Source organism: Mesorhizobium sp. ORM8.1, assembly GCF_053005525.2.
The window spans coordinates 5,564,335-5,585,226 of record NZ_CM132600.1 but is presented as its reverse complement, the minus strand read 5'-3'; the positions used below and the strand labels follow the sequence as shown (position 1 = coordinate 5,585,226).

The window sequence follows — 20,892 nt, the reverse complement described above, 5'->3', positions numbered from 1 at the left end:
GGACAATCCGCGTTTCGATTGAAAGATGTCCGCCATGAAGACCCCGATCATCGCCACCGTCGCCTTCGACGGCATCAGCCCGTTCCACCTTTCCGTGCCTTGCCTGGTGTTCGGCGCCGACCGCACGAAGCTCGGCCTGCCCCGTTTCGACTTCCGGGTCTGCGCCATGGAAGAAGGCACGATCCACACGGATGCCGGATTGAGCGTCGTCGTGCCTTACGGGCTCTCGGCGCTCGATGACGCCGACATCGTCATCATCCCAAGCTGGAAAGATCTCGACGCGCCCCTGGCCACGCCGCTCAAACAGGCGCTCGTTCGGGCCAACCGGCGTGGCGCCCTGATCGTCGGCCTGTGCCTCGGCACCTTCGCTATCGCCGCCGCCGGGCTGCTTGCCGGGCGCAAGGCCACGACACATTGGGCCTATACGGACCAGTTGCAGGCGCTTCACCCTGATGTCGAGATCGATGCCGACGTCCTCTACATCGATGACGGCGATATCATCACCTCCGCCGGCGTTGCCGCGGGGCTGGACTGCTGCCTGCACATCGTGCGCGCCCGCTACGGCGCCGAGGCGGCACTGCGGCTTGCGCGCCACGTGGTCCTGTCACCACACCGCCAGGGCGGGCAGGCGCAGTTCATCGAGCGACCGCTTGCGCCGACGCCGAACGCCGACCGGTTCACGCATGCGCTCGACCAGGTGCGGGCGACACCAGGCGAAGCGCACAGCCTCGACAGCGTTGCCGACGCGGCCGGGCTGACCCGCCGCACCTTCACCCGCCGCTTCCAGAAAACCACCGGCACCAGTTTCGGCGATTGGCTGGCCGACCAGCGCATCGCGCTGGCGCAAAGGCTGCTGGAGCAGACGGACAAGTCGATGGATATGGTTGCCTTCGAAGCCGGCTTCGGCAGCGCCACCTCGCTGCGCCAGCATTTTGCGGCAAGGCTCCGGACCTCGCCCATGCGCTACCGGCGCGAATTCTCAAGAGCAATTCCGGGAAAGGTGCAAAGCGGTTCTGCGTCCGCGATTGCATAGCGAAGGCCGCGCTCAGGGGCGCGTGACCACCCGCGCCGGATTGCCGACCACGGTCGTGTTGGCCGGCACGTCGCGCGTCACCACGCTGCCTGCGCCGACGATGGCGCCATCGCCGATGCTGATGCCGGCGAGGATAACCGCGCTGCCGCCGATCCAGGCATCGTCGCCGATCGTCACCGGCCTGGCGATCTCTAGCCCGGCCAGGCGCCCGGCGGCTTCGCGATGATGCTCGGCGCAATAGATCTGCACATTGGGACCGAGCAGCGTTGCCTTGCCGATGCGCACCGGCGCTGTGTCGAGGATGGTGCATCCGGCATTGAGAAACGCGCGCGCGCCGAGAAACAGGTTGAAGCCATAGGCGCAGTGGAACGGCGCCTCGATGCGCGCGCCCTCGCCCGCGCCGCCAAGCAGCGCCTGCAGGGCCGGGGCGATGTTGCCGCGTTGCCGGGGCGGCAGGCCGTTGTGCTCGAACACCGCATCGCGCGCGGTGACGCGCAGCGCCTCCAGCTCGTCGTCGATGCAGGTGTACCACTCACCGGCCGCCATCTTCATGCGCTCGCTTCCGGTCATGAAAGGGGACCTCCATTTGGCGTCATTGCAAGCACAATTGCAGTGAGCGGAAAAGTGCCAGCGTGCCGGCAACACCGGGCGCAAAATCGGTTCCGATTTTCCGATGTCATGTGCTAGCCAAAGGCCGCGCCTATGCTAGCCTGCTCTTTCCGGACTGTGCTGTCCCGGCGATCGAGGGGGATCAACCATGCTCTATCTTCTCGCACTTCTGATCGGCGTCATTGCCGGCTTGCGCGCCATGACGGCGCCCGCTGCGGTCGCCTGGGGCTCGTATCTCGGCTGGCTCCCGGTCGCCGGCACCTGGGCAAGCTTCATGGGCTACTGGATTGCGGTGGGCATCTTCACCATCCTGGCAATCGTCGAGTTGATCACCGACCAGTTGCCGTCGACGCCGAGCCGGAAAGTGCCGCAGCAGTTCGGCGCGCGCATCGTCGCCGGCGCTTTTGCAGGCGCGGTGATCGGCGCCACGACCGGGGCCACGATCGGCGGCCTTGTCGCCGGCGCCATCGGCGCGGTGATCGGCACGCTCAGTGGCGCCGAAGTCCGTGCCAGACTGGCCGCGGCCTTCGGCAAGGATCCGCCTGCCGCCTTCATCGAGGACGCGGTTGCGATCATCGGCGGCCTGCTGATCGTGGCGGCGGTGGCATGACGGCAAAAACCTTCGACGCCATCGTCATCGGCGCCGGCCAGGCCGGCCCGCCGCTCGTCGGCCGGCTTGAGGCCGCCGGCATGAAGGTCGCGCTGATCGAACGCAAATTCATCGGTGGCACCTGCGTCAACACCGGCTGCATGCCGACCAAGACGATGGTGGCCAGCGCCTATGCCGCGCATCTCGCCCGCCGCGCCGCCGATTACGGCGTGACATTCTCCGGTCCGGTGGGCGTCGACTATACGCGCATCAAGGCGCGCAAGGACAAGGTGACGAACGACGCCCGCGGCAATCTCGAAAAATGGATCGCCGGCATGAAGGGCTGCACGCTCTATCGCGGCCATGCCCGCTTCGAATCCGCCGACACCGTGCGCATTGGCGACGAGCTTTTGACCGCGCCGAAAATCTTCCTCAACACCGGCGGCCGCGCCTCGGTGCCCAACCTGCCCGGCGTCAACGACATTTCCTATCTCACCAATTCCTCGATGATGGACCTCGATGTATTGCCCGACCATCTCATCGTCGTCGGCGGCAGTTACATCTCACTTGAATTCGCGCAGATGTTCCGCCGCTTCGGCTCGCAGGTGACGGTCATCGAGAAGGCGGCGCGGCTGACCGGCCGCGAGGACGAGGACACATCGGCCGCCATCCTGTCGATCCTCGAGAACGAAGGCATCGCTGTCCATCTCGGCGCCGACGACATCGGCTTTGCCAAGCAGGGCAACGACATCGCCGTCACCTTCTCCGACGGCAAACCGCCGGCGGTCGGCTCGCATGTGCTGCTGGCGCTCGGTCGCGTCCCCAACACCGACGATCTCGGCCTCGACAAGGCCGGCGTCGCGGTCGACCAGCGCGGCTTCGTCGCCGTCGATGACCAGTTGCGCACCAGTGTGCCCGGCATCTGGGCGCTGGGCGACTGCAACGGCAAGGGCGCTTTCACCCACACCTCCTACAACGATTACGAGATCGTCGCCGCCAATCTGCTCGACAACGATCAGCGCAAGGTCAGCGATCGTATCGAGACCTATGGCCTCTTCATCGATCCACCGCTCGGCCGCTGCGGCATGACCGAGGCCGCGGTGAAGAAATCCGGCCGTCGCGGGCTGGTCGGCCAGCGGCCGATGACCCGCGTCGGCCGCGCCGTCGAGAAGGGCGAGACGCAAGGCTTCATGAAGATCCTGGTCGATGCCGACACCAGGGAAATCCTCGGTTGCGCGGTGCTCGGCCCAGGCGGCGATGAGGCCGTGCACTGCGTGCTCGACCTGATGTATGCCAAGGCGCCCGTCGACACGCTCGCGCGGGCAGTCCACATCCATCCGACCGTTTCGGAATTGCTGGTGACAATCGCCCAGGAGCTCAAGCCGCTGGACTGAATCAGCCCCAGAGTGCCGCCGCCCTCGTCTTTCTGCATTGCTGCGTTGCAACAATGGCGCTTGCGCACCGGACACATCCAAAGTCAGTCTCGAATTTGAACCGATTCAGTCCGGACATCCGATGCCGTTGCCGATCCTAGCGCTTGCCATTGCATCCTTCTGCATCGGCACCACCGAATTCGTCATCATGGGCCTGCTGCCGGAAGTGGCGGCGGACCTTCGCGTTTCGATCCCGTCGGCCGGCCTGCTGGTGACGGGTTATGCGCTGGGCGTCGTCTTCGGCGCGCCGATCGTCGCCATGGCCACGGCCCGCCTGCCACGCAAGCCGGTGCTGGTTGGCCTCGCCACGCTGTTCGCCATCGGCAATCTCTTCTGCGCCATTGCGCCCAACTACTGGCTTTTGATGGCCGCGCGCGTCTTCACCGCTTTCGGTCATGGCGCCTTCTTCGGCATCGGCTCGGTGGTTGCCGCCAGCCTGGTGCCGCGCAACAAGCGCGCCAGCGCCATCGCGCTGATGTTCGCCGGCCTGACGCTCTCCAACATCCTCGGCGTTCCCGCCGGCACCGCGCTCGGCGAGGCGTTCGGCTGGCGCGCGACTTTCCTCGCCGTCGTCGGCATCGGCCTGATCTCGGTCGCGGCGATCGCCTGGCTGGTGCCGTCCGACGTCGCTGAGCCCAGTGGCGGCGGCCTGGTCAGCGAATTGCGCGTGCTCGGCAAGCTGCAGGTCTGGCTGGCGATGCTGATCGCCTCGCTCGCCTCCGCCAGCCTGTTTGCGGTCTTCACCTACATCAAGCCATATCTCACCGATGTTTCCGGTCTGGCGACCTCGACCGTCACCTGGGTGCTGCTCCTGTTCGGCGCCGGCATGACCATCGGCAACATCATCGGCGGCAAGCTCGCCGACTGGAAGCTGATGCCGACCGTGATCGGCACGCTGCTGGCCATGGCTCTTTTGTTCGTCGTCTTCACCAAATTCGGCGCTATGCCGGCGGTTGCCGTCGCCATCGTCTTCCTGTGGGGCCTGTTGATCTTCATCGTCGTGCCGCCGCTGCAGATCCGCGTCGTCGAGGCGGCTGCCGAAGGGCCGAACCTGGCCGCGACGCTGAACCAGGGCGCCTTCAATGTCGGCAATGCCAGCGGCGCCTGGATCGGCGGCCTCGCCATCGCCTGGGGTGTCTCCTACGCCAATTTACCGCTGGTCGGCGCGGTGCTCGCTCTTATGGCCGTCGCGGTCGCGGTGCTGTCGCAGGCGCTCGACCGCCGCGCTGTCCTGCAGACTCAGCCGGCCGAATAAAGCAATTTCCAGGAAAAGTGTGACACGGTTTTCCGTCCGGAAATTGCGTCAAACAAAAATAGCTGCCCCACGGCGTGGTCCGGCTGGACCACTCGACAGCCTGATCGCAACGATGCATGTGTGAAGCCTCTTCACGCGGAGGTATCCCATGCAGAAGACGATCGAACGCATCGCCGGCGACAGCGAAGGCGTCACTTACGAATTCCCCGTCTTCCGCGTCGACGGCACGGACAAGGCCGCACCCTCGGCCTATCTCCAGGCAGCGCTACATGCCGGCGAATTACCGGGCGTCGTCGCCATCGATGCGCTGATGCCGATGCTGGCCAGGGCGGAGGCCGAAGGCCGCATCAAGGGGCCGATCACAATCGTGCCCTGGGCCAATCCGATCGGCCGCGCCCAGTATCATTTCGGCGAACATCAGGGCCGCTTCAACCTTGGCACCCGCACCAATTTCAACCGTTCCTTTCCGCTGCTTGCAGCGCCCGACGCCAGGCTCTTGCCGGACGCGACTTTCGGCGGCGCCGATCGCCGGCTGAAGAACCGGCTTGTGCAGCTTTCGCTTGGGCAGGACATCGTTCTCGACCTGCATTGCGACGACGAGGGCTTGGCCTATCTCTACATCCATACCAGCCTGTGGCCGTATATGGCCGACTGCGCGGCCGCCATGGGCGCCGACGCCGTGGTGCTGTGGAGCGAGGACACCAGCGGCACCTTCGAGGGCGCCTCGATCATGCCCTATCAGAACGTGCCCGCAAGCGTCGCGCGCTTCGACCGGCGCGCTGTCACCACCGTCGAATATCGCGGCATACTCGATGTCGACGGCGCTTTTGCGGCGTCCGATGGGGCAGGTCTCTATCGCCTGCTGGTGACGCGCGGCGTCGTTCAGGATCCATCTGTCCCGAAATTCGAAAAATTTTCCGGCCCTGTCGTGCCGCTGGAAAACATCGAGATGATGCCCTCGCCCCGGGCCGGCGCGGTCCTCTACGACGTCAAGCCCGGTGATCGTGTCGCCAAGGGCGACAGGTTGGCGACCATCGTGCATGCGCCGGGTGAGGTTGGCGGCCGCACGGAAGTCTTCACGCCGCAATCGGGCTTCATCCTCACCCGCCGTTCGCGCCGCATCATCCGCACCGGCGAGGATCTGTTGAAGCTCGCCGGTGATAAGAGAAGCGACGACGCCAGGTCGGGCACGCTGGAGGACTGAGCTGCCCTAACCCGATATAGCCTGCCGCGCCTTTCCTTCCAGCCATTCGGCCATCTGCCGGTAAGGCACCGGACCATGGCTGATGCGGGCAACGCCGAGTTCCGCCAGTCGCCGGCGCGGCGGAACATGCGCCAGCGCGATGATGTTGACCGGCAGCGCCGTCGCCTTGCACAGCGCCTCGATCAGCCCCTGATCGCCGAGGCCGGCCGCGAAGAAGCCGCTCGCGCCAGCCTTCTCGTAGGCCTGCGCCCGTTCGATCGCCTGGTCGAGCAACGCCTTGTCATGCGTATCGGGTTTCGCCTTGAGGAAGATGTCGGTGCGAGCGTTGAGGAAGGCTGGGATGCCGGAAGCCTTGACCGCTGCCGCCGCAGCCTCGATCCTCTTCACCTGGACGGCGATGTCGTGCAGGCCGGCGCCGCCGACGATCTGGTCCTCGAAATTGAAGCCGATGGCGCCGGCCTGCAAGGCGCGCGCTACGGTTTGCGCCACAACCTCCGGCTCGACGCCATAGCCGCCTTCGAGGTCCATGGTCACCGGCAGGTCGACCACCGCCACGATGCGCCTGATGTTGTCCAGCGCCAGTTCCAGTGGAATCTTCTCGCCATCGGCGTAGCCGAAGGCCGCCGCGACCGGCCAGCTTCCGGTGGCGATGGCCTTGGCGCCCGCTTTCTCGATGATCTTGGCCGAGCCCGGATCCCAGGCATTGTAGAGGACGACCGGGTTTCCCTTGACGTGAAGGGCATGGAAGGTCCGCGCGCGCTCGATCTGCTCGGTCATTAGGTGTTTTCCCATCGTCCTGCTATTGAACAGCCACAGTAGGCGCGACCGCCGGCCCTGGCGATGTGCCATGGGATATGGAAGCGGCGGCCACCGAATGTGCCGTTCAAAGCTGTTGCGCGTCCGGCTTTTCGCCGCTATGGATTTTCGCCATGAACATGCATTCGAACAAGACCATTTGGTGGTGGGCTCGCTGATAGCGGCCTGTTCGAACGCGCGTGCGTGAAAAAGAGGGTGGCCGCAACGGAATGTCCGGGCGGCCATTTGTTTTTTCAAGCCATTCCCGGGTCCGTTGCCCAAAATGGAGACGGCAATGACGACAACAGTTCTGGACAACGGGGCCGAGCGCTTCGTCACCGCGGGCGGCGTGACGATCACGCGCGAGCGCCATGATCGCCCCTATGAAGGCGCGATCGACGCTTACATCGATGGGCTGAATTCGCGCCGCGGCGCGGTGTTTTCCTCGAATTATGAATATCCGGGCCGCTACACACGCTGGGACACGGCCATCATCGATCCGCCGCTGGTGATTTCGGCGCGCGGCCGCGCTATGCGCATCGAGGCGCTGAACAAGCGCGGCGAGGCACTGCTGCCGGCGATCGGCAAGACGCTCGCCGGCTTGAGTGACGTGACGATCGCCGAGACCTCCAAGACGCTCATCCGTCTCGATGTCGCCAAGCCCGGCCGAGTCTTCACCGAGGAGGAGCGCAGCCGCGTTCCCTCGGTTTTCACGGTCCTGCGCGCCATCACCGCTTTGTTCAAGACGGCGGAAGACGCCAATCTCGGCCTCTACGGCGCTTTCGGCTACGACCTCGCCTTCCAGTTCGACCCGGTCGATCACAGGCTGGAGCGCAAAGCGAGCCAGCGCGACCTCGTGCTGTTCCTGCCCGACGAGATCCTCGTCGTCGACCATTATTCGACCAAGGCCTGGACCGACCGCTATGATTATTCGGGCGAAGGTTTTTCGACCGAAGGCCTGCCGCGCGATGCCCATGTCGAGCCGTTCAAGACCGCCGACCGCATCCCGCCGCGCGGCGACCACGAGCCGGGCGAATATGCCAATCTGGTGCGCCGGGCGATGGAGAGCTTCAAGCGCGGCGACCTGTTCGAGGTCGTGCCTGGACAGATGTTCTACGAGCGCTGCGAGACCCAGCCTTCCGACATTTCCCGCAAGCTGAAATCGATCAACCCTTCGCCCTATTCCTTCTTCATCAATCTCGGCGACAATGAATACCTGATCGGCGCCTCGCCGGAGATGTTCGTGCGCGTCAATGGCCGCCGCGTCGAGACCTGCCCGATCTCGGGCACCATCAAGCGCGGCGACGACGCCATTTCCGATAGCGAGCAGATCCTGAAGCTGCTCAACTCGAAGAAGGACGAGTCCGAACTCACCATGTGCTCGGACGTCGACCGCAACGACAAGTCGCGCGTTTGCGAACCGGGCTCGGTACGCGTCATCGGTCGCCGCCAGATCGAGATGTATTCGCGTCTCATCCATACCGTCGATCACATCGAGGGCCGCTTGCGCGAAGGCATGGACGCTTTCGACGCCTTTCTGTCGCACGCCTGGGCGGTCACCGTCACCGGCGCGCCGAAACTATGGGCCATGCGGTTCATCGAGCAGAACGAGAAGAGCCCGCGCGCCTGGTATGGCGGCGCGATCGGCATGGTCAATTTCAACGGCGACATGAACACCGGCCTCACCCTTCGCACCATCCGCATCAAGGACGGCATCGCCGAGGTGCGCGCCGGCGCGACGCTGCTTTTCGATAGTATTCCCGAAGAAGAAGAAGCCGAAACCGAACTGAAGGCATCCGCCATGCTCTCCGCCATCCGCGACGCCAAGACCGGCAACGCCACCGGAACCGAGCGCACCACCGCGCGCGTCGGCGATGGCGTCAACATTCTCCTGGTCGACCACGAGGACTCCTTCGTCCACACGCTGGCCAATTACTTCCGCCAGACCGGCGCCAACGTCTCGACCGTACGTTCGCCGGTGCCGGAAGAGGTCTTCGAGCGATTGAAGCCGGATCTCGTCGTGCTGTCGCCTGGCCCCGGCACGCCAAAGGATTTCGACTGCGCCGCCACGATCAAGAAGGCGCGTGCCCGCGATCTGCCGATCTTCGGCGTCTGCCTTGGTCTGCAGGCGCTGGCCGAAGCCTATGGCGGCGAGCTCAGGCAGTTGCATGTGCCGATGCACGGCAAGCCGTCGCGCATCCGCGTCTCCAAGCCCGGCATCATCTTCTCGGGCCTGCCGAAGGAAGTGACCGTCGGCCGCTACCACTCGATCTTCGCCGATCCGGTGCGCCTGCCCGATGGCTTCATTGTCACGGCCGAGACAGAGGACGGTGTCATCATGGCCTTCGAGCACCGCAAGGAGCCGATCGCCGCCGTGCAGTTCCATCCCGAATCGATCATGACGCTCGGCCACAATGCCGGCATGCGCATCATTGAGAACATCGTGGCGCACCTGCCGCGCAAGGCCAAGGAAAAAGCAGCCTGACCTCGATGGCCGAAGCCGACAACAGGGTGACGACCGCAGCCAAGGCTGCCGCGAAGCGTAAGGTCGCCAACCTTGCGTTCTGGTCGATCGTGGTTGCGTTTGTCGTGCTCGCGCTGAAGGCCGCGGCCTGGTACGTCACCGGCTCCGTCGCGCTCTATTCCGACGCGCTGGAATCGACCGTCAACGTCATTGCCTCTGTCGCCGCCTTCTGGGCGATCCAGGTCAGCTACAAGCCGGCCGATCAGGATCATCCGTTCGGCCACCACAAGGCCGAGTATTTTTCCGCGGTGCTGGAGGGCGTGCTGATCGTTCTCGCCGCGCTTCTGATCCTCAACGAGGTCTGGCGTTCCTGGCAGACGCCGGCGCCGCTCGAACAGCCCTGGGAAGGTCTTGCCGTCAACGGCGTCGCCACCGTCATCAATGCCTTCTGGGCCTGGACGCTGATCCGCGCCGGCAGGGCCGAGAAGTCGCCGGCGCTGGTCGCCGACGGCAACCACATCATGACCGATGTGGTGACTTCCATCGGCGTCTTCGGCGGCCTGGTCGGGGCAATCCTGACCGGCTGGCAGATCCTGGACCCCGCACTCGCGGTGATCGTCGCGCTCAACATCCTGTGGCAGGGCTGGCACGTCATCGGTTCGTCGATGGACGGCTTGATGGACCGCGCCGTCGATCAGCAGGAGCACATGCACATCCGCGATGTCATCTCGGCCAACTGCAAGGGCGCGCTGGAAGTGCATGATTTGAAGACCCGCATCGCCGGACGCGCCACCTTCATCGAGTTCCACCTGGTCGTCGACGCCGACATGACCGTCGGCGCCAGCCATGTCATCTGCGACCGCATCGAGGATGCGCTCAAGGCCGAAATCCCCTCGGTGCGCGTCACCATCCACGTCGAACCCGACGACGAGGCGAAGCTGCCCAAGGGCACGACGGCGGTGCCTTTCGCATAAAGCGACTTACCATGCCTCGATGGCGAGATCTTTGATCCGCTCGAATTCTCGCATATTACGGGTTATCAACGTAAGGTTCCGAGCACGCGCCTGCCCGCCAATCAGCGCGTCGTAGGGGCCAATCGGGGTTCCCAGCGCCGCAAGCGTGGCGCGAATCTCTCCGGCATGTCTCGCGTCTTCCCGGTCGAATTCCAGCACCGGAAACTGCAGAGCTTCAATACGCGCCAGGTTTTGGGATCTTCGCAGGCTCTTTTCAGCACCATAGTACAGTTCGTGCACTACGATCGCCGAGAGAGCAAAGTCCTGCGGTTCATGCTTTTTTAGCAGCACCAACAGACCTTCATCGCCCGCGATGACTGCGATGACGGCATTGGTGTCGAGCAGGTAGATCACTTGAAGAGGTCATCCAAGTCAGGTCGATCCTGCCCGTCCTGACGTTTCAGCGCCCCTTCGACGAAATCGTCATCAACAGGTCCGATCACTTGGTCGAGCCACGCCCAATCTTGCGCGAGCGGCTCCAAAATTACGGTCTGGCCATGACGACGAATTGAAACCTCGTTTGTTTCGAAACGAAATTCCTTAGGAAGCCGCACAGCTTGGGACCGACCCGACCAGAACACCTTTGCTTTGTCCATATGCTATCCTCAAGCGAGATATAGCAAAGATATATCCCTCCGCGATGACATAGACAAGACCGACCTCACGGCGCGCAAGCCGACTGCGGCATCGGGGTCAACCGATAGACCTTGTCGTCGGACCTTGTCTTGCCATTCGCCGCTTTCGAGCAGAGATCGACAACCGCTACCGCATTGTTGGGATTGGCCAGCATCATCGTGCCGTTGACGCCGCGCTTCAGGTAAATCTCCTTCTGCGAGATGTCGCAGGAAAAATCGCTCATCTTCGCGCTTGCCGAGCAGCGCCACTGATCGGCCTCGCCTTGGCACGAATAGGTCTGCGTGACCTTGGCGCCCTTCTGCCTTGTCGTGACCGAGACGGCGATGTCGGCGCCGTCGGGCCAATTCGCCTTATCGCCGTCAGCGGCGAAGGAGGCGAGTTCGACTGGTCCACGGAAGACGCGGATCGATTGCGTCATCTGGTTTGGATGCGACTTCAGATGCGCGTCATCGTAATCGCGGCCATAGCAGAAAGGCTGGTCGGCCTTGAGCCGCACGCGCAGCGGGTCGCCAAGTGCGGGATCGATCGGATCGATGCGGGCAAATTCTGCCTGGCAGGTCTCGACCGGCATAGGATCGAGCTTGAAATTGTCGTCCTCGCTGCCCAGCTGCTGTTTGTTATACTCCGCCGTGCTCATCGACTCCGACGCGTCGGGATCGAGATAGACATCCGGCGACAGGCCGGACAGCAGCAGCTTGCCCTTGTCGTCGACCTTCAGCGAAGCCAGCGTGCGATCGCAATCCATGCCGCAACGGATGCCGCTCGCCTTGTCGCTGGGATCTTCCTTGTTGCACCAGCTGCTCGCCCATTCCGGCGTCTTGGCGCCGCGCACCGTGGTGGTGAGGAAGCCGTTATAGGAGGTATCCTGGTTGGCGGTGGGCTCTTCATTCGGCCGGCTGACCGGGTCATGGCCGTAGAAGAAGAAAATGCGCGCCGCCTTCTGGTGCGGATGCGCCTTGAGATGGGCGGCGTCGTAGATGCGGCCGAAGCAGGCGTCGGCGCCGGTTGGGCTCAGTTCAGGAAGTTTGGGCGGCTGTTCAGCGCGTGCCGCACCAGCCAAGGCAATGAGGGCGCCAAGCGCGGCGCCCGCAACTGTCCTCGATGCCATGTGATCCTCCTCCCACCGACAGGACTACGATATGCTAGTCTAGGAGCACGCCCTGGGCCATGCAAAATCGCGCGAGCGCGCGAGCGAGGGAGGATGCGAATGCTGCGCCGTGACATTTTCCGTGCCGGACTTGCCGGAGCAGCCGGCCTTTTCGGCCTGAGCCGTGCCAATGCGGCCACAAGCGAGGAGAAGCTCAAAGTCGCTTATCACCTCAGCGATGCCGACAAGGTCAATTTCGTCCTCGGCAACATCAAGAACCACTATGAGGGCACCGGCGGCAATGTCGATATCGTGCTTGTCGTGCATGGCCCCGCTCTTGCAGCCTTCAAGGCCAAAGGCGCGTCCGGCGCGACGTCGAGCCGGTTCGCCGGCCTCGTCCAACAAGGGCTCGCACCGCAAGCCTGCAGCAACACCATGCACAGCATGGAGATCGCATTGACCGACCTTTTGTCCGGCTTTGCGGTTGCCGAGAAAGGCGGCGTCGTGAAACTCGCCGAGCTGCAGCACCAGGGCTATGTCTATCTTAGGCCCTAAGCCACGGCGGGCTTGAACGCCGGGCCTGCAATGGCCTACGAAAGACGACAGTGCGGAGGCCAGCTCATATGACGACACTTGTCATTCCAGACCTTGCCGGCAAGGCGGTGCTGGTCACCGGCGCCTCGACCGGCATCGGCGCGGCTCTGGCACTGGCCTACGCGAAGCAGAAATGCCGTGTCGCGCTGCATTACAATTCGAGTCGCGACGCCGCTGAAAACCTCGCCAAAGGCATCCGCGACGATGGCGGCGACGTGTTCCTGATCCAGGGCGACTTTTCAATCGCTGCCGACGTCGAGCGCGTCGTCGAGGAAAGTGCTGAGCATTTCGGCCAGCTCGATGGCCTGGTCAACAATGCCGGCGGCATGCTCGGCCGCGTCGCCTATGCCGACCAGACCGAGGCGCATTACGACGCCGTGATGGACCTCAACGCCCGCTCGGTGCTGACCGCCTCGCGCAAGGCGATCCCGTGGCTGAAGCGCCAGGGCGGCTTCATCATCAACACCTCTTCGATCGCCGCCCGCAACGGCGCCGGCGGCGGCGCCGGCCTCTACGGCTCGTCCAAGGCCTTTGTCTCCAACGTGACGCGCGGCATGGCCAAGGAACTGATCGGCTTCGGCATCCGCGTCAACGCGGTCGCGCCAGGCACTATCCTGACACCGTTCCATGAGCGCTATTCGTCCGCCGAGCAGGTCAAAGCGATGGTCGCGACCATTCCGCAAGGTCGTGCCGGAACGCCGCAAGATTGTGTCGGCGCCTATCTATTTCTGTCATCCGACGTGTTGAGCGGCTACATCATCGGTCAGGTGATCGAGGTCAATGGCGGCCAGTTGATGCAATGAGCCGCCGACTGCATACTTGGTGACGCGTGCAACGAGGAGGGAGTGCAAGGGAATGTACGGACTGATCGGCAAGATGCGGGCGGCGCGCGGCCAGCGCGATGCGGTCATGGACGTATTGCGCGAAAGCACCGGCGCGCTCCCCGGTTGCCTGAGCTACATCATCGCTACCGACCCGGTCGATGCCGACGCGATCTGGGTGACCGAGGTGTGGACCGACCAGGTCAGCCACAAGGCTTCGTTGCAATTGCCGGAAGTCCAGGCGGCGATCGCCAAGGCGCGACCCTTCATCGCCGGTTTCGAATTCCAGGTCGAAACCCATCCGGTCAGTGGTTTCGGCCTTCCCACCTCCGAGAAGGCCGGGTGAATAGATGCGGACCTCGCACGGTCGGTGAGGAGTAACTTTGATCCGGGTTGTGGACATTCACGAGGCGAAAATCCATCTATCGCGCCTGGTCGACCGAGCAGCCAAAGGTGAGCCTTTCATTATCGCAGAGGCCGGCAAGCGGCTGGTCAAGGTCATACCGATCGAGCAACTTGCTTCGGCGCAAGTGCGGCGGATCGGCTTTATGGCCGGCCAATTCTCTGTGCCCGACGATTTCGATCACATGAGCAGCGATGCGATAGGGCGATTGTTCGATGCCAAGGTATGAGGTGTCGCTCTATACTGACGCGTGCAAGCATCCTTTTCCGGCCAACCGAGGTTCGCATTTTTAGGCTTCGGGTCTAAGACCAAAAGATGAATTCCTCGCCGGAGCAACCATCCCAGGACCAGGCGCCGGCCGAGCGGATGACCCGCCTGCGCCAGCCGCGGCAATAGTTTGCTGCTGGTGTTCTCGCTGCTCTTCGCGCAGCGTCGCGAGCTGAAGTCTACACCGGCCCTGCTTCGTCACCGCCGACATGGAAGCGTAGGCGTGCCGCTCCGATATCCATGCGCGGCTGGCGATACCTGATGAGATAGCTGGCTCCGACGGCCACCGCCGCTAACCCGGCAACGGCACCCACGCAAAGCGCCCAGCGGGGCCGACGTCGTCCGCCACCCAGCCGACCATCGGCGCGCCGACGGCGGTGCCGCCCAGCGTTATGGCCAGCAGGATCGCCATCACCCGCCCGCGCATGGCGGGTTCGGTGGACAACTGCACGAGGCTGATCGTCGAGGTGGTCATCGTCTGCGCCGAGACACCGATGACGACAAGCGCGAGGCCGAACAGCCAGTAGTTTGGCATGATCGCCGCCAGCCCGAAACCGAGCCCGAAGATCGCCGCACCGGCAAGAAGAAACGCCAGGCGAGGCCGTTCGCGCCGAGCGGCCAGCAGCGCGCCGATGACCGATCCGATCGCCATGATCGACGTCAACAGACCGTATTGGCTGGCTCCGGCATGAAAGACGGAGACGGACATGGTCGATATGAAAATCGGAAAGTTGAGCCCAAACGTGCCGATCAGGAAAAGCATGAGAAGAATGGTTTTCAAGTCAGGGCGCTTCCAGACATAGGCAAAGCCGTCGACAAGACTGCCGCGGCTCCGCTGTTCCTTGTCTTTCAGGTGAAGCTCGCCAACGCGCAGCAGGCCGAGCGAGGCGAGCACGGCGGCAAATGACGCCGCATTGATCAGGAACACCCAACCCGAGCCGACCGAAGCAATCAGACTTCCGGCGACTGCCGGGCCGATCATGCGCGCCGCGTTGAATGAAGTGGAATTCAGCGCCACCGCATTCGACAGATCAGTCTCGCCGACCAGATCCGAGACGAACGTCTGGCGCGCCGGCGGATCGAACGCGGTCGTGCAGCCGAGCAGGAATGCGAACACATAGACATGCCACAATTGCACGAGCCCAGTGATGGCAAGCAGGCCGAGGCCGAGCGCAAGCAGGCCCATGGCGCCCTGCGTGGCCAAGAGCAGCTTGCGCCGGTCGAGATGATCGGCGGCAAAGCCGGTCCATGGCAACAGGAGTATCTGCGGCGCGAATTGCAGCGCCATCACCACGCCCATGGCCGTTGCATTGTTGTGGGTCAGTTGCGTCAGCACCAGCCAGTCCTGCGCGGTGCGCTGCATCCATGTCCCGATATTGGAGACGATCGCGCCGCCCGCCCAGATCCGGTAGTTGAAATTGGCCAGTGAGCGGAACGTGCCTTTTGCCGGAGCGCTCATCCGTCGACCGGGAAATTGCCGCCATTGAAGCGGCCGAACATGCGTGCGGTCATCAGTCCCATAAGCAAGGTGCCGAGCCCCAGCGCCACGACATCAGCCGTGGATCGCAGGTCGAAATCCCCGACCCGGACCACAAGGAGATAGCCGATCGCGACGTTGAGAAATCCCCACAGCACGTTCACCGTCGAGGAGGAGTGACCCTGCCCGCGCGGTGTGGCGAACGGGCTTTGAAAGGGCCGCCCCATCACGCCGCTGACGACATGCGGCACGGCATTCGTCAGGAAAGCGCCACCGAACAGGTAGGATACACAGTCGATCCACTGCATGTCAGGCATTCCTCTTCGCGATTAGATCGATGATGTCCTGTGTCGTGCCGGTTTCGCCCAGCCTGGGGAAGACATGCGCGATGCTGTTGGTGTGGGCATCGAGACCCATGTCGGTCATGGCGTCGACGGCGAGCGTGACGTTGAAGCCGAGATCGCGGGCATGGCGCGCCGTCGCCTCGACGCCCATGCTGGTGGCGACGCCGACGATCACCACCTGGGTGACGCCCTCGCCCTTCAGCCAGGCTTCGAGATCAGTGTTGACGAAGGCGTCCACCGTGCGCTTGGTCACGACGTGGTCGCTCGGCCGCTGCTTCAACTCGGGGACAAGATCGGCCCAACCGGCGGCAAATTCCCGGACGCGAGGCGCCTGCTCGGTTCGGCCCGGAGGCGCGCCGGCGACGTTGACGAGCACGACCGGCAAGCCGCGGCGGCGGAACGCGTCGGCGAGTGTGCAGGCCTGCTTCAACACCTCGGCCATCGGATGGACGGCTGGCAAGGAGACGATGCCCTTCTGCAAATCGATGACGATGAGTGCTGTCTTCGGGTCGAGCGTAGTGACTGCCATCGTGTTTTTCCTTCCGATGATTGGGACAGCGGCGCCCGACGCCGAATGATGGGTCAGGAGTCGGCGAGCCGTTTCAACAATCCGATGGCGCCTGCGAGTTGCTCCTGCTCGCCGCGGTCAAGGTTCGCCTGGATGGCGCTGAACAGCCAATCCTGCCTTGCCGCCCGACCGGCGGCGATCATCTCGCGGCAAGCAGCGGTGAGCGACAATATGGTCTGCCGGCCATCGGCCGGGTCCGGCGCACCTTCCACCAGACCGGCCACTTCGAGCGCTGACACGATCGCTCCCATGGACTGCGGACGCATGTCTTGCGCGCGTGCCAACGCAGTGACCGTCGCCGCCCCCTCCCGCTCAAGATGCAGCAGCACCGATTTTTGCGACGAGGTCAGGTCGCCGGAATCCGCCTGTTCGCGCAGACGACGGATCAACCTGCCGGCCACAACCCGAAGCTCAGCCGCCAAAGCCAGCGCGCGCTCGGCTTCAGCGTCGTTTTGCGGAGACAATCGATCCTTCATCGCTCTCATATGGCAGATATGAAGCTAAACTTCAAAGTCTAGCTTCATATCTGGACATCACAAGATTGCGAGCCTGCCCTGCAGCCCCGGCCATAGGCAGCACAAGGCAGGCAACCGCTGCGCCGTAAGGAAGCGCTATTTAGTCGCTCCCGACCGCAAGTCGCTCAGGAAGGAAATCGACAAAGGCGCGAACCTTCGGCGAGAGGTGGCGATTGGATGGCCACAGCATCCGGAACTGGCCGCGGCCATCGACATGGTCATCGAGCACGGTGCGCAGCTTTCCGTCGCGCAGTGCGTCGCGCACCAGAAAATCGGGCATGCAGCCAATGCCAAGGCCGGCAATCGTGGCGCCCTTGAGGGCCTCCATATTGTTGCAGGTCAGCTTCGAGAGTATCTGCGGTTCAGCGCTCCCAGTAACGAACGGCCAGTTAAGCAGCCTGCCGCTGTTGAGAAAGCGGAAGTGCACACCGAAATGCCGCGCGAGATCAGCCGGCACGCTCGGCGTGCCGTGACGATCGAGGTAGGAAGGAGCCGCGCACAGCAGCATCCGAAAGGGTGCAACGGGCCTCGACACCAATCGCGAATCGGGCAGCTCACCGCTTCGGATCGCCACATCAATGCCCTCGTCGATGACGTCGACGATGCGATCGTTGAAATCTATGTCGAGTTCTATCTCTGGATAGCGGGCCATGAATTCCGACAGCACCGGCAAAAGCAGATGGTAGGTGACGATCGGCGCCGTGACGCGAAGCCGCCCGCGCGGCGTCTCACGGGTGCGCGACAGCATTGCCTCGGCATCATCGATGTCGTCGAGGATGCGCCTTACACGCTCGTTGAAGAGCCGCCCCTCCTCGGTGAGGCTGACGCGCCGCGTGCTGCGCTGCAGGAGCCGCACGCCCAGTTCCTGCTCCAGCCGGGCCACGCTCTTGCCGACCGCGGAAGCGGAGATGCCGAGTGCCTGGCCAGCGGTGACAAAACTGCCGAGCTCGGCAGTGCGGGCGAACGCTAGAAGGCCGTTGAGACGATCCATGGCGCGAACCTATTCAAGCGTTTTTGTCCGGTATGAACGGAGATCTAATACTATTTTGCCGGAAGTATCGCCAACCTATCTTGCCGTTGCAACCACCACCGCGACCACCAAGCGCGCTGCCGCAGACAGGTAAAGATCATGATTTCGAATGTTGAAAACGGCCCGGCCGGCAGATGGCTCGTGCTGCTCTCTGTATGCCTCGCCGCCATGACGATGCCTTTGACCTTCACCGGTCCGACTGTCGCGCTGTCGAGGATCGCGGCCGATCTCGGCGGCAGTCCCATCGCGCTCAACTGGGTGACGAATGCCTTCATGCTGACCTTCGGCGCCAGCCTGATGGCCGCAGGTGCGCTTGCCGACAGCCAGGGACGCAAGCGGATCTTCCTGATCGGTCTGTCCATCTATGTCCTTGCCTCGTTGGGTTCGATGCTGGCGCCCGATATCGTCTGGTTCGATATGCTGAGAGCCGCGCAAGGCGTCGGCGGCGCGGCCGCCTTTGCCGGCGGCGCATCGGCGATGGCCCAGGAGTTCGACGGGCCGTTGCGGTTGCGAGCCTTCAGCTTCCTCGGCACCAGTTTCGGCATCGGCCTCGCCTTCGGTCCGATCGCCTCCGGTCTTCTCATCGACGCCTATGGCTGGCGGGCGATCTTTGTCGTGGTCGCCATCCTCGCTATCGCTTCTGCCCTGTTCGGCTTGCGCTGCATGCGCGAGACGCGCGATCCGGAAGCGACAGGCGTCGACTGGGCCGGCGCCATCACCTTCACCGCCGCGCTGGCGCTACTGACCTGCGGCGTGCTGCAGGCCCCGCAAAGCGGGTGGAGCGATCCTTTGATCATCGCGCTGCTTGCCGCTGCCGTCATCAGCTTTGCCGCCTTCGTCCTCGTCGAACGCAATGTCGCCCGGCCGATGCTGGACCTGACCCTGTTCCGTTACCTCCGCTTCGTCGGCGTGCAGTTTCTGGCGGCGGCACCCGCCTATGCTTTCGTCGTCCTGCTCGTGCTCTTGCCGATCCGGTTCATCGGCATCGAAGGCATGAGCGAGGTCAAGGCCGGGCAGTTGATGATTTGTCTTTCCGGACCGCTGCTGGTCCTGCCCTTGCTGGCCGGGCAGATGGCGCGCTGGATCGCTCCGGCCGCGATCTGCGGCATCGGCCTTTTGATCGCCGCCGCCGGTCTTGTTTGGCTGAGCCGGGTTCCGCCGGCAGACGCCGCCCTGGTGGCGCCACTGATCTTGATCGGCGTCGGTATCGCCCTGCCTTGGGGCCTGATGGACGGGCTCGCCGTCAGCGTCGTGCCGAAGGAACGCGCCGGCATGGCGGTCGGCATCTTCAACACCACCCGCGTCGCTTGCGAAGGCGTTGCGGTGGCGGTCGTCACGGCAACACTGTCAGGCATGACCGCGGCCCGGCTCGCCGCCGAAGGAGCGGCTTCCACCGCGAACGTGGCGGTCGCGCAATTGTTGGTGACCGGCAATCTCGGCAAAGCGGCGCAATCACTGCCGGCGGCCGGCACGGCCGATCTCGTCCATGCCTACGAAACCGCCTTCGACGGATTGCTGATCATCCTGGCGGCGATCACGCTCGTCTCCGCAACGGTCGTCTTTCTCAGCCTGCGCGACGGATCGACTGCGCCGCAGGAAATAGCTTCCCTGCCGGTCTGCCAGGAAGGATAACCCCCATCATCAGCTGACGTGGAAAGACGTCAGCTGATGACCAGGCTCGCGATCCGATCGCAATCGAGCGTGAAGGCCATGTCGCCTTCACCGTTGAAGCCGTTTCCCGTCACCGCGACACGGGCATGGTAGACGCCGTCGCGTTCCGCGACGTGTACGATGCGCAGATTGGATTGCACGCCGATATTGTCCGACTGGTTCCAGCGGGGGATTTCATCACGGCCGCGGAAATCGCGGCCCCAGTCGCTCAGGAACGCATCGTCGGTGAACGTGTCGAGAAAGGCTTGCTCGTCGCCGGCGTTGGTGGCCTCGACAAAGCGGCGGATCGGATCGGGCGCGGTCATCAATCGAGCCTGTGCATCAGATCATCATCCAGCCATCGGCCGAAGAAATAGACAAGCTGCTTGTGCCACCACGGCCAGTCGTGGCTGACGTCGCCGCCCCAATAGTCGACCCAGGCCGGGATCGACTTGTCGCGCAGGATCTGTTCCAGCTCGCGGGTCTCGACCAGCATGCGCTCTTCCCAGGCGCCTTGCCCGCAACAGAAGATCAGCCGAAGCGTTCGAAGTCGTGCCAGCAATTTCTGGTCGACGATGCCCGGCAGATAGTCGAGTGGCGAATTGTAGAAAATGCTGCCGTCCAGCGTCCGGCCGAAGAAGTCGCGGGTCGCGTAGACACCGGACAGCGAAATCACGCCGGATGCCAACTCCGGGAAGCGGAAGACGAAGTTCGACGAATGATAGCCGCCCATCGAGCAGCCGCTGAACAATGGCTTGAGGTTGCGGCCGCCATTGGACTTGACGGCGATCGTCTGCAGCTCCGACAGCGCTTCTTCGCGCACATAGCGGAAATAGGCCTCGTGCCGGGCGATGCGATGCGTGGCGTCGGCATGCTTGTTGAAGAAGGATTCCAGATCGATGCCGTCGAGCGTGAACAGCTGGATGCGGCCGGTGTCGATGAATTCGGCGAGTGCTGCGACCCCGCCGGAATCCTCGAACTGGTAGAAGCGCCCCTGCGAGGTCGGGAACACGACAACGGGCCGCCCGGCATGGCCATAGCGCTTGTATTCCATGTCGCGGCCGAGATTGCGGGCATGAGCCTTGTGATAGGAGACGTCCATCGC

The 20,892-nt window shown here is 63.7% G+C and carries 24 protein-coding genes; 12 read left to right on the top strand and 12 right to left on the bottom strand.

From position 1 onward, the window contains the following. The first annotated feature begins 34 nt into the window (after positions 1-34). Entirely contained in the window at positions 35-1,033 is a 999-nt protein-coding gene (locus ACVDG8_RS27950) for a helix-turn-helix domain-containing protein (RefSeq protein ID WP_447251322.1), read from the top strand. A 12-nt stretch (positions 1,034-1,045) separates the two neighbouring features. On the opposite strand, the gene ACVDG8_RS27945 is transcribed toward ACVDG8_RS27950, so the two are convergent. Next, positions 1,046-1,603 carry a sugar O-acetyltransferase gene (locus tag ACVDG8_RS27945; RefSeq protein ID WP_447251321.1) on the bottom strand — a complete coding sequence of 186 codons (558 nt, stop codon included), beginning with the start codon at positions 1,601-1,603 and terminating at the stop codon, positions 1,046-1,048. Between the two features lie 187 nt (positions 1,604-1,790). On the opposite strand from ACVDG8_RS27945, the gene ACVDG8_RS27940 reads away from it, so the two are divergent. The 4 genes from ACVDG8_RS27940 to ACVDG8_RS27925 all read left to right on the top strand — a co-directional run bounded on the left by ACVDG8_RS27940 (position 1,791) and on the right by ACVDG8_RS27925 (position 6,123). Beyond that, positions 1,791-2,252: a DUF4126 domain-containing protein gene (locus ACVDG8_RS27940; RefSeq protein ID WP_447251320.1), complete on the top strand. Its 462-nt coding sequence runs from the start codon at positions 1,791-1,793 to the stop codon at positions 2,250-2,252. After that, the gene (locus tag ACVDG8_RS27935; protein ID WP_447251319.1) at positions 2,249-3,625 is read left to right on the top strand and encodes an FAD-containing oxidoreductase; all 1,377 of its coding nucleotides are present in this window, start codon (positions 2,249-2,251) and stop codon (positions 3,623-3,625) included. The genes ACVDG8_RS27940 and ACVDG8_RS27935 overlap by 4 nt, the downstream gene beginning before the upstream one ends. 121 nt (positions 3,626-3,746) lie before the next feature. Beyond that, a complete protein-coding gene (locus ACVDG8_RS27930; RefSeq protein ID WP_447251318.1) occupies positions 3,747-4,919 on the top strand; it encodes an MFS transporter in 1,173 nt (390 codons plus the stop codon). Positions 4,920-5,067: 148 nt separating this feature from the next. Continuing rightward, a complete protein-coding gene (locus ACVDG8_RS27925; RefSeq protein WP_447251317.1) occupies positions 5,068-6,123 on the top strand; it encodes a peptidase M14 in 1,056 nt (351 codons plus the stop codon). Between the two features lie 6 nt (positions 6,124-6,129). Here the strand turns inward: ACVDG8_RS27925 and ACVDG8_RS27920 are convergent, their stop codons facing one another. Next, on the bottom strand, positions 6,130-6,900 hold the full coding sequence (locus ACVDG8_RS27920; protein ID WP_447251316.1) for an isocitrate lyase/PEP mutase family protein: 771 nt from the start codon (positions 6,898-6,900) through the stop codon (positions 6,130-6,132). Between the two features lie 313 nt (positions 6,901-7,213). On the opposite strand from ACVDG8_RS27920, the gene ACVDG8_RS27915 reads away from it, so the two are divergent. Continuing rightward, entirely contained in the window at positions 7,214-9,403 is a 2,190-nt protein-coding gene (locus ACVDG8_RS27915) for an anthranilate synthase (protein ID WP_447251315.1), read from the top strand. A gap of 5 nt (positions 9,404-9,408) precedes the next feature. After that, positions 9,409-10,356, top strand: a complete 948-nt coding sequence (locus tag ACVDG8_RS27910; protein WP_447251314.1) for a cation diffusion facilitator family transporter — start codon at positions 9,409-9,411, stop codon at positions 10,354-10,356. A 6-nt stretch (positions 10,357-10,362) separates the two neighbouring features. Here the strand turns inward: ACVDG8_RS27910 and ACVDG8_RS27905 are convergent, their stop codons facing one another. The 3 genes from ACVDG8_RS27905 to ACVDG8_RS27895 all read right to left on the bottom strand — a co-directional run bounded on the left by ACVDG8_RS27905 (position 10,363) and on the right by ACVDG8_RS27895 (position 12,139). Further along, positions 10,363-10,749 carry a PIN domain-containing protein gene (locus tag ACVDG8_RS27905; RefSeq protein WP_447251313.1) on the bottom strand — a complete coding sequence of 129 codons (387 nt, stop codon included), beginning with the start codon at positions 10,747-10,749 and terminating at the stop codon, positions 10,363-10,365. Next, positions 10,746-10,991, bottom strand: a complete 246-nt coding sequence (locus tag ACVDG8_RS27900) for an antitoxin (RefSeq protein ID WP_447251312.1) — start codon at positions 10,989-10,991, stop codon at positions 10,746-10,748. Before ACVDG8_RS27900 ends, ACVDG8_RS27905 begins: the two co-directional genes overlap by 4 nt. A 65-nt stretch (positions 10,992-11,056) precedes the next feature. After that, complete coding sequence (locus tag ACVDG8_RS27895; protein ID WP_447251311.1) at positions 11,057-12,139, bottom strand: hypothetical protein; 1,083 nt, start codon at positions 12,137-12,139, stop codon at positions 11,057-11,059. 99 nt (positions 12,140-12,238) lie between these two features. On the opposite strand from ACVDG8_RS27895, the gene ACVDG8_RS27890 reads away from it, so the two are divergent. The 4 genes from ACVDG8_RS27890 to ACVDG8_RS27875 all read left to right on the top strand — a co-directional run bounded on the left by ACVDG8_RS27890 (position 12,239) and on the right by ACVDG8_RS27875 (position 14,165). Then, the gene (locus ACVDG8_RS27890) at positions 12,239-12,673 is read left to right on the top strand and encodes a DsrE family protein (protein ID WP_447251310.1); all 435 of its coding nucleotides are present in this window, start codon (positions 12,239-12,241) and stop codon (positions 12,671-12,673) included. A gap of 68 nt (positions 12,674-12,741) precedes the next feature. Beyond that, complete coding sequence (locus ACVDG8_RS27885) at positions 12,742-13,515, top strand: SDR family NAD(P)-dependent oxidoreductase (RefSeq protein ID WP_447251309.1); 774 nt, start codon at positions 12,742-12,744, stop codon at positions 13,513-13,515. A 52-nt stretch (positions 13,516-13,567) separates the two neighbouring features. After that, positions 13,568-13,879 (top strand): putative quinol monooxygenase, encoded by a 312-nt coding sequence (locus ACVDG8_RS27880; RefSeq protein ID WP_447251308.1) that lies wholly within the window; start codon positions 13,568-13,570, stop codon positions 13,877-13,879. 40 nt (positions 13,880-13,919) lie between these two features. After that, positions 13,920-14,165 (top strand): type II toxin-antitoxin system Phd/YefM family antitoxin, encoded by a 246-nt coding sequence (locus tag ACVDG8_RS27875; RefSeq protein WP_447257115.1) that lies wholly within the window; start codon positions 13,920-13,922, stop codon positions 14,163-14,165. Positions 14,166-14,495: 330 nt separating this feature from the next. Here ACVDG8_RS27875 and ACVDG8_RS27870 read toward each other — a convergent pair whose 3' ends face one another. From ACVDG8_RS27870 to ACVDG8_RS27850, 5 genes are all read right to left on the bottom strand, one after another. Then, a complete protein-coding gene (locus tag ACVDG8_RS27870; RefSeq protein WP_455707316.1) occupies positions 14,496-15,662 on the bottom strand; it encodes an MFS transporter in 1,167 nt (388 codons plus the stop codon). After that, positions 15,659-15,988 (bottom strand): hypothetical protein, encoded by a 330-nt coding sequence (locus ACVDG8_RS27865; RefSeq protein WP_447251306.1) that lies wholly within the window; start codon positions 15,986-15,988, stop codon positions 15,659-15,661. The genes ACVDG8_RS27870 and ACVDG8_RS27865 overlap by 4 nt, the downstream gene beginning before the upstream one ends. 1 nt (position 15,989) lies before the next feature. Next, a complete protein-coding gene (locus ACVDG8_RS27860; RefSeq protein ID WP_447251305.1) occupies positions 15,990-16,553 on the bottom strand; it encodes a cysteine hydrolase family protein in 564 nt (187 codons plus the stop codon). 53 nt (positions 16,554-16,606) lie between these two features. Continuing rightward, positions 16,607-17,056 (bottom strand): MarR family winged helix-turn-helix transcriptional regulator, encoded by a 450-nt coding sequence (locus tag ACVDG8_RS27855; RefSeq protein ID WP_455707315.1) that lies wholly within the window; start codon positions 17,054-17,056, stop codon positions 16,607-16,609. A 151-nt stretch (positions 17,057-17,207) separates the two neighbouring features. After that, positions 17,208-18,098, bottom strand: a complete 891-nt coding sequence (locus tag ACVDG8_RS27850; protein ID WP_447251303.1) for a LysR family transcriptional regulator — start codon at positions 18,096-18,098, stop codon at positions 17,208-17,210. Positions 18,099-18,236: 138 nt separating this feature from the next. Here ACVDG8_RS27850 and ACVDG8_RS27845 point away from each other — a divergent pair, with 138 nt between their 5' ends. Then, entirely contained in the window at positions 18,237-19,769 is a 1,533-nt protein-coding gene (locus ACVDG8_RS27845; protein WP_447251302.1) for an MFS transporter, read from the top strand. A 29-nt stretch (positions 19,770-19,798) separates the two neighbouring features. Here the strand turns inward: ACVDG8_RS27845 and ACVDG8_RS27840 are convergent, their stop codons facing one another. Next, on the bottom strand, positions 19,799-20,113 hold the full coding sequence (locus ACVDG8_RS27840) for a nuclear transport factor 2 family protein (RefSeq protein ID WP_447251301.1): 315 nt from the start codon (positions 20,111-20,113) through the stop codon (positions 19,799-19,801). Next, positions 20,113-20,889, bottom strand: a complete 777-nt coding sequence (locus ACVDG8_RS27835) for an esterase family protein (RefSeq protein WP_455707314.1) — start codon at positions 20,887-20,889, stop codon at positions 20,113-20,115. The genes ACVDG8_RS27840 and ACVDG8_RS27835 overlap by 1 nt, the downstream gene beginning before the upstream one ends. Between the last annotated feature and the right edge of the window lie 3 nt (positions 20,890-20,892).

Coding starts and splice junctions, on each gene's coding strand:
- ACVDG8_RS27950 (WP_447251322.1), top strand. CDS start 35: ATGAAGACCCCGATCATCGCCACCGTCGCCTTCGACGGCATCAGCCCG.
- ACVDG8_RS27945 (WP_447251321.1), bottom strand. CDS start 1,603: ATGACCGGAAGCGAGCGCATGAAGATGGCGGCCGGTGAGTGGTACACC.
- ACVDG8_RS27940 (WP_447251320.1), top strand. CDS start 1,791: ATGCTCTATCTTCTCGCACTTCTGATCGGCGTCATTGCCGGCTTGCGC.
- ACVDG8_RS27935 (WP_447251319.1), top strand. CDS start 2,249: ATGACGGCAAAAACCTTCGACGCCATCGTCATCGGCGCCGGCCAGGCC.
- ACVDG8_RS27930 (WP_447251318.1), top strand. CDS start 3,747: ATGCCGTTGCCGATCCTAGCGCTTGCCATTGCATCCTTCTGCATCGGC.
- ACVDG8_RS27925 (WP_447251317.1), top strand. CDS start 5,068: ATGCAGAAGACGATCGAACGCATCGCCGGCGACAGCGAAGGCGTCACT.
- ACVDG8_RS27920 (WP_447251316.1), bottom strand. CDS start 6,900: ATGACCGAGCAGATCGAGCGCGCGCGGACCTTCCATGCCCTTCACGTC.
- ACVDG8_RS27915 (WP_447251315.1), top strand. CDS start 7,214: ATGACGACAACAGTTCTGGACAACGGGGCCGAGCGCTTCGTCACCGCG.
- ACVDG8_RS27910 (WP_447251314.1), top strand. CDS start 9,409: ATGGCCGAAGCCGACAACAGGGTGACGACCGCAGCCAAGGCTGCCGCG.
- ACVDG8_RS27900 (WP_447251312.1), bottom strand. CDS start 10,991: ATGGACAAAGCAAAGGTGTTCTGGTCGGGTCGGTCCCAAGCTGTGCGG.
- ACVDG8_RS27895 (WP_447251311.1), bottom strand. CDS start 12,139: ATGGCATCGAGGACAGTTGCGGGCGCCGCGCTTGGCGCCCTCATTGCC.
- ACVDG8_RS27890 (WP_447251310.1), top strand. CDS start 12,239: ATGCTGCGCCGTGACATTTTCCGTGCCGGACTTGCCGGAGCAGCCGGC.
- ACVDG8_RS27885 (WP_447251309.1), top strand. CDS start 12,742: ATGACGACACTTGTCATTCCAGACCTTGCCGGCAAGGCGGTGCTGGTC.
- ACVDG8_RS27880 (WP_447251308.1), top strand. CDS start 13,568: ATGTACGGACTGATCGGCAAGATGCGGGCGGCGCGCGGCCAGCGCGAT.
- ACVDG8_RS27870 (WP_455707316.1), bottom strand. CDS start 15,662: ATGAGCGCTCCGGCAAAAGGCACGTTCCGCTCACTGGCCAATTTCAAC.
- ACVDG8_RS27865 (WP_447251306.1), bottom strand. CDS start 15,988: ATGCAGTGGATCGACTGTGTATCCTACCTGTTCGGTGGCGCTTTCCTG.
- ACVDG8_RS27860 (WP_447251305.1), bottom strand. CDS start 16,553: ATGGCAGTCACTACGCTCGACCCGAAGACAGCACTCATCGTCATCGAT.
- ACVDG8_RS27850 (WP_447251303.1), bottom strand. CDS start 18,098: ATGGATCGTCTCAACGGCCTTCTAGCGTTCGCCCGCACTGCCGAGCTC.
- ACVDG8_RS27845 (WP_447251302.1), top strand. CDS start 18,237: ATGATTTCGAATGTTGAAAACGGCCCGGCCGGCAGATGGCTCGTGCTG.
- ACVDG8_RS27840 (WP_447251301.1), bottom strand. CDS start 20,113: ATGACCGCGCCCGATCCGATCCGCCGCTTTGTCGAGGCCACCAACGCC.
- ACVDG8_RS27835 (WP_455707314.1), bottom strand. CDS start 20,889: ATGGACGTCTCCTATCACAAGGCTCATGCCCGCAATCTCGGCCGCGAC.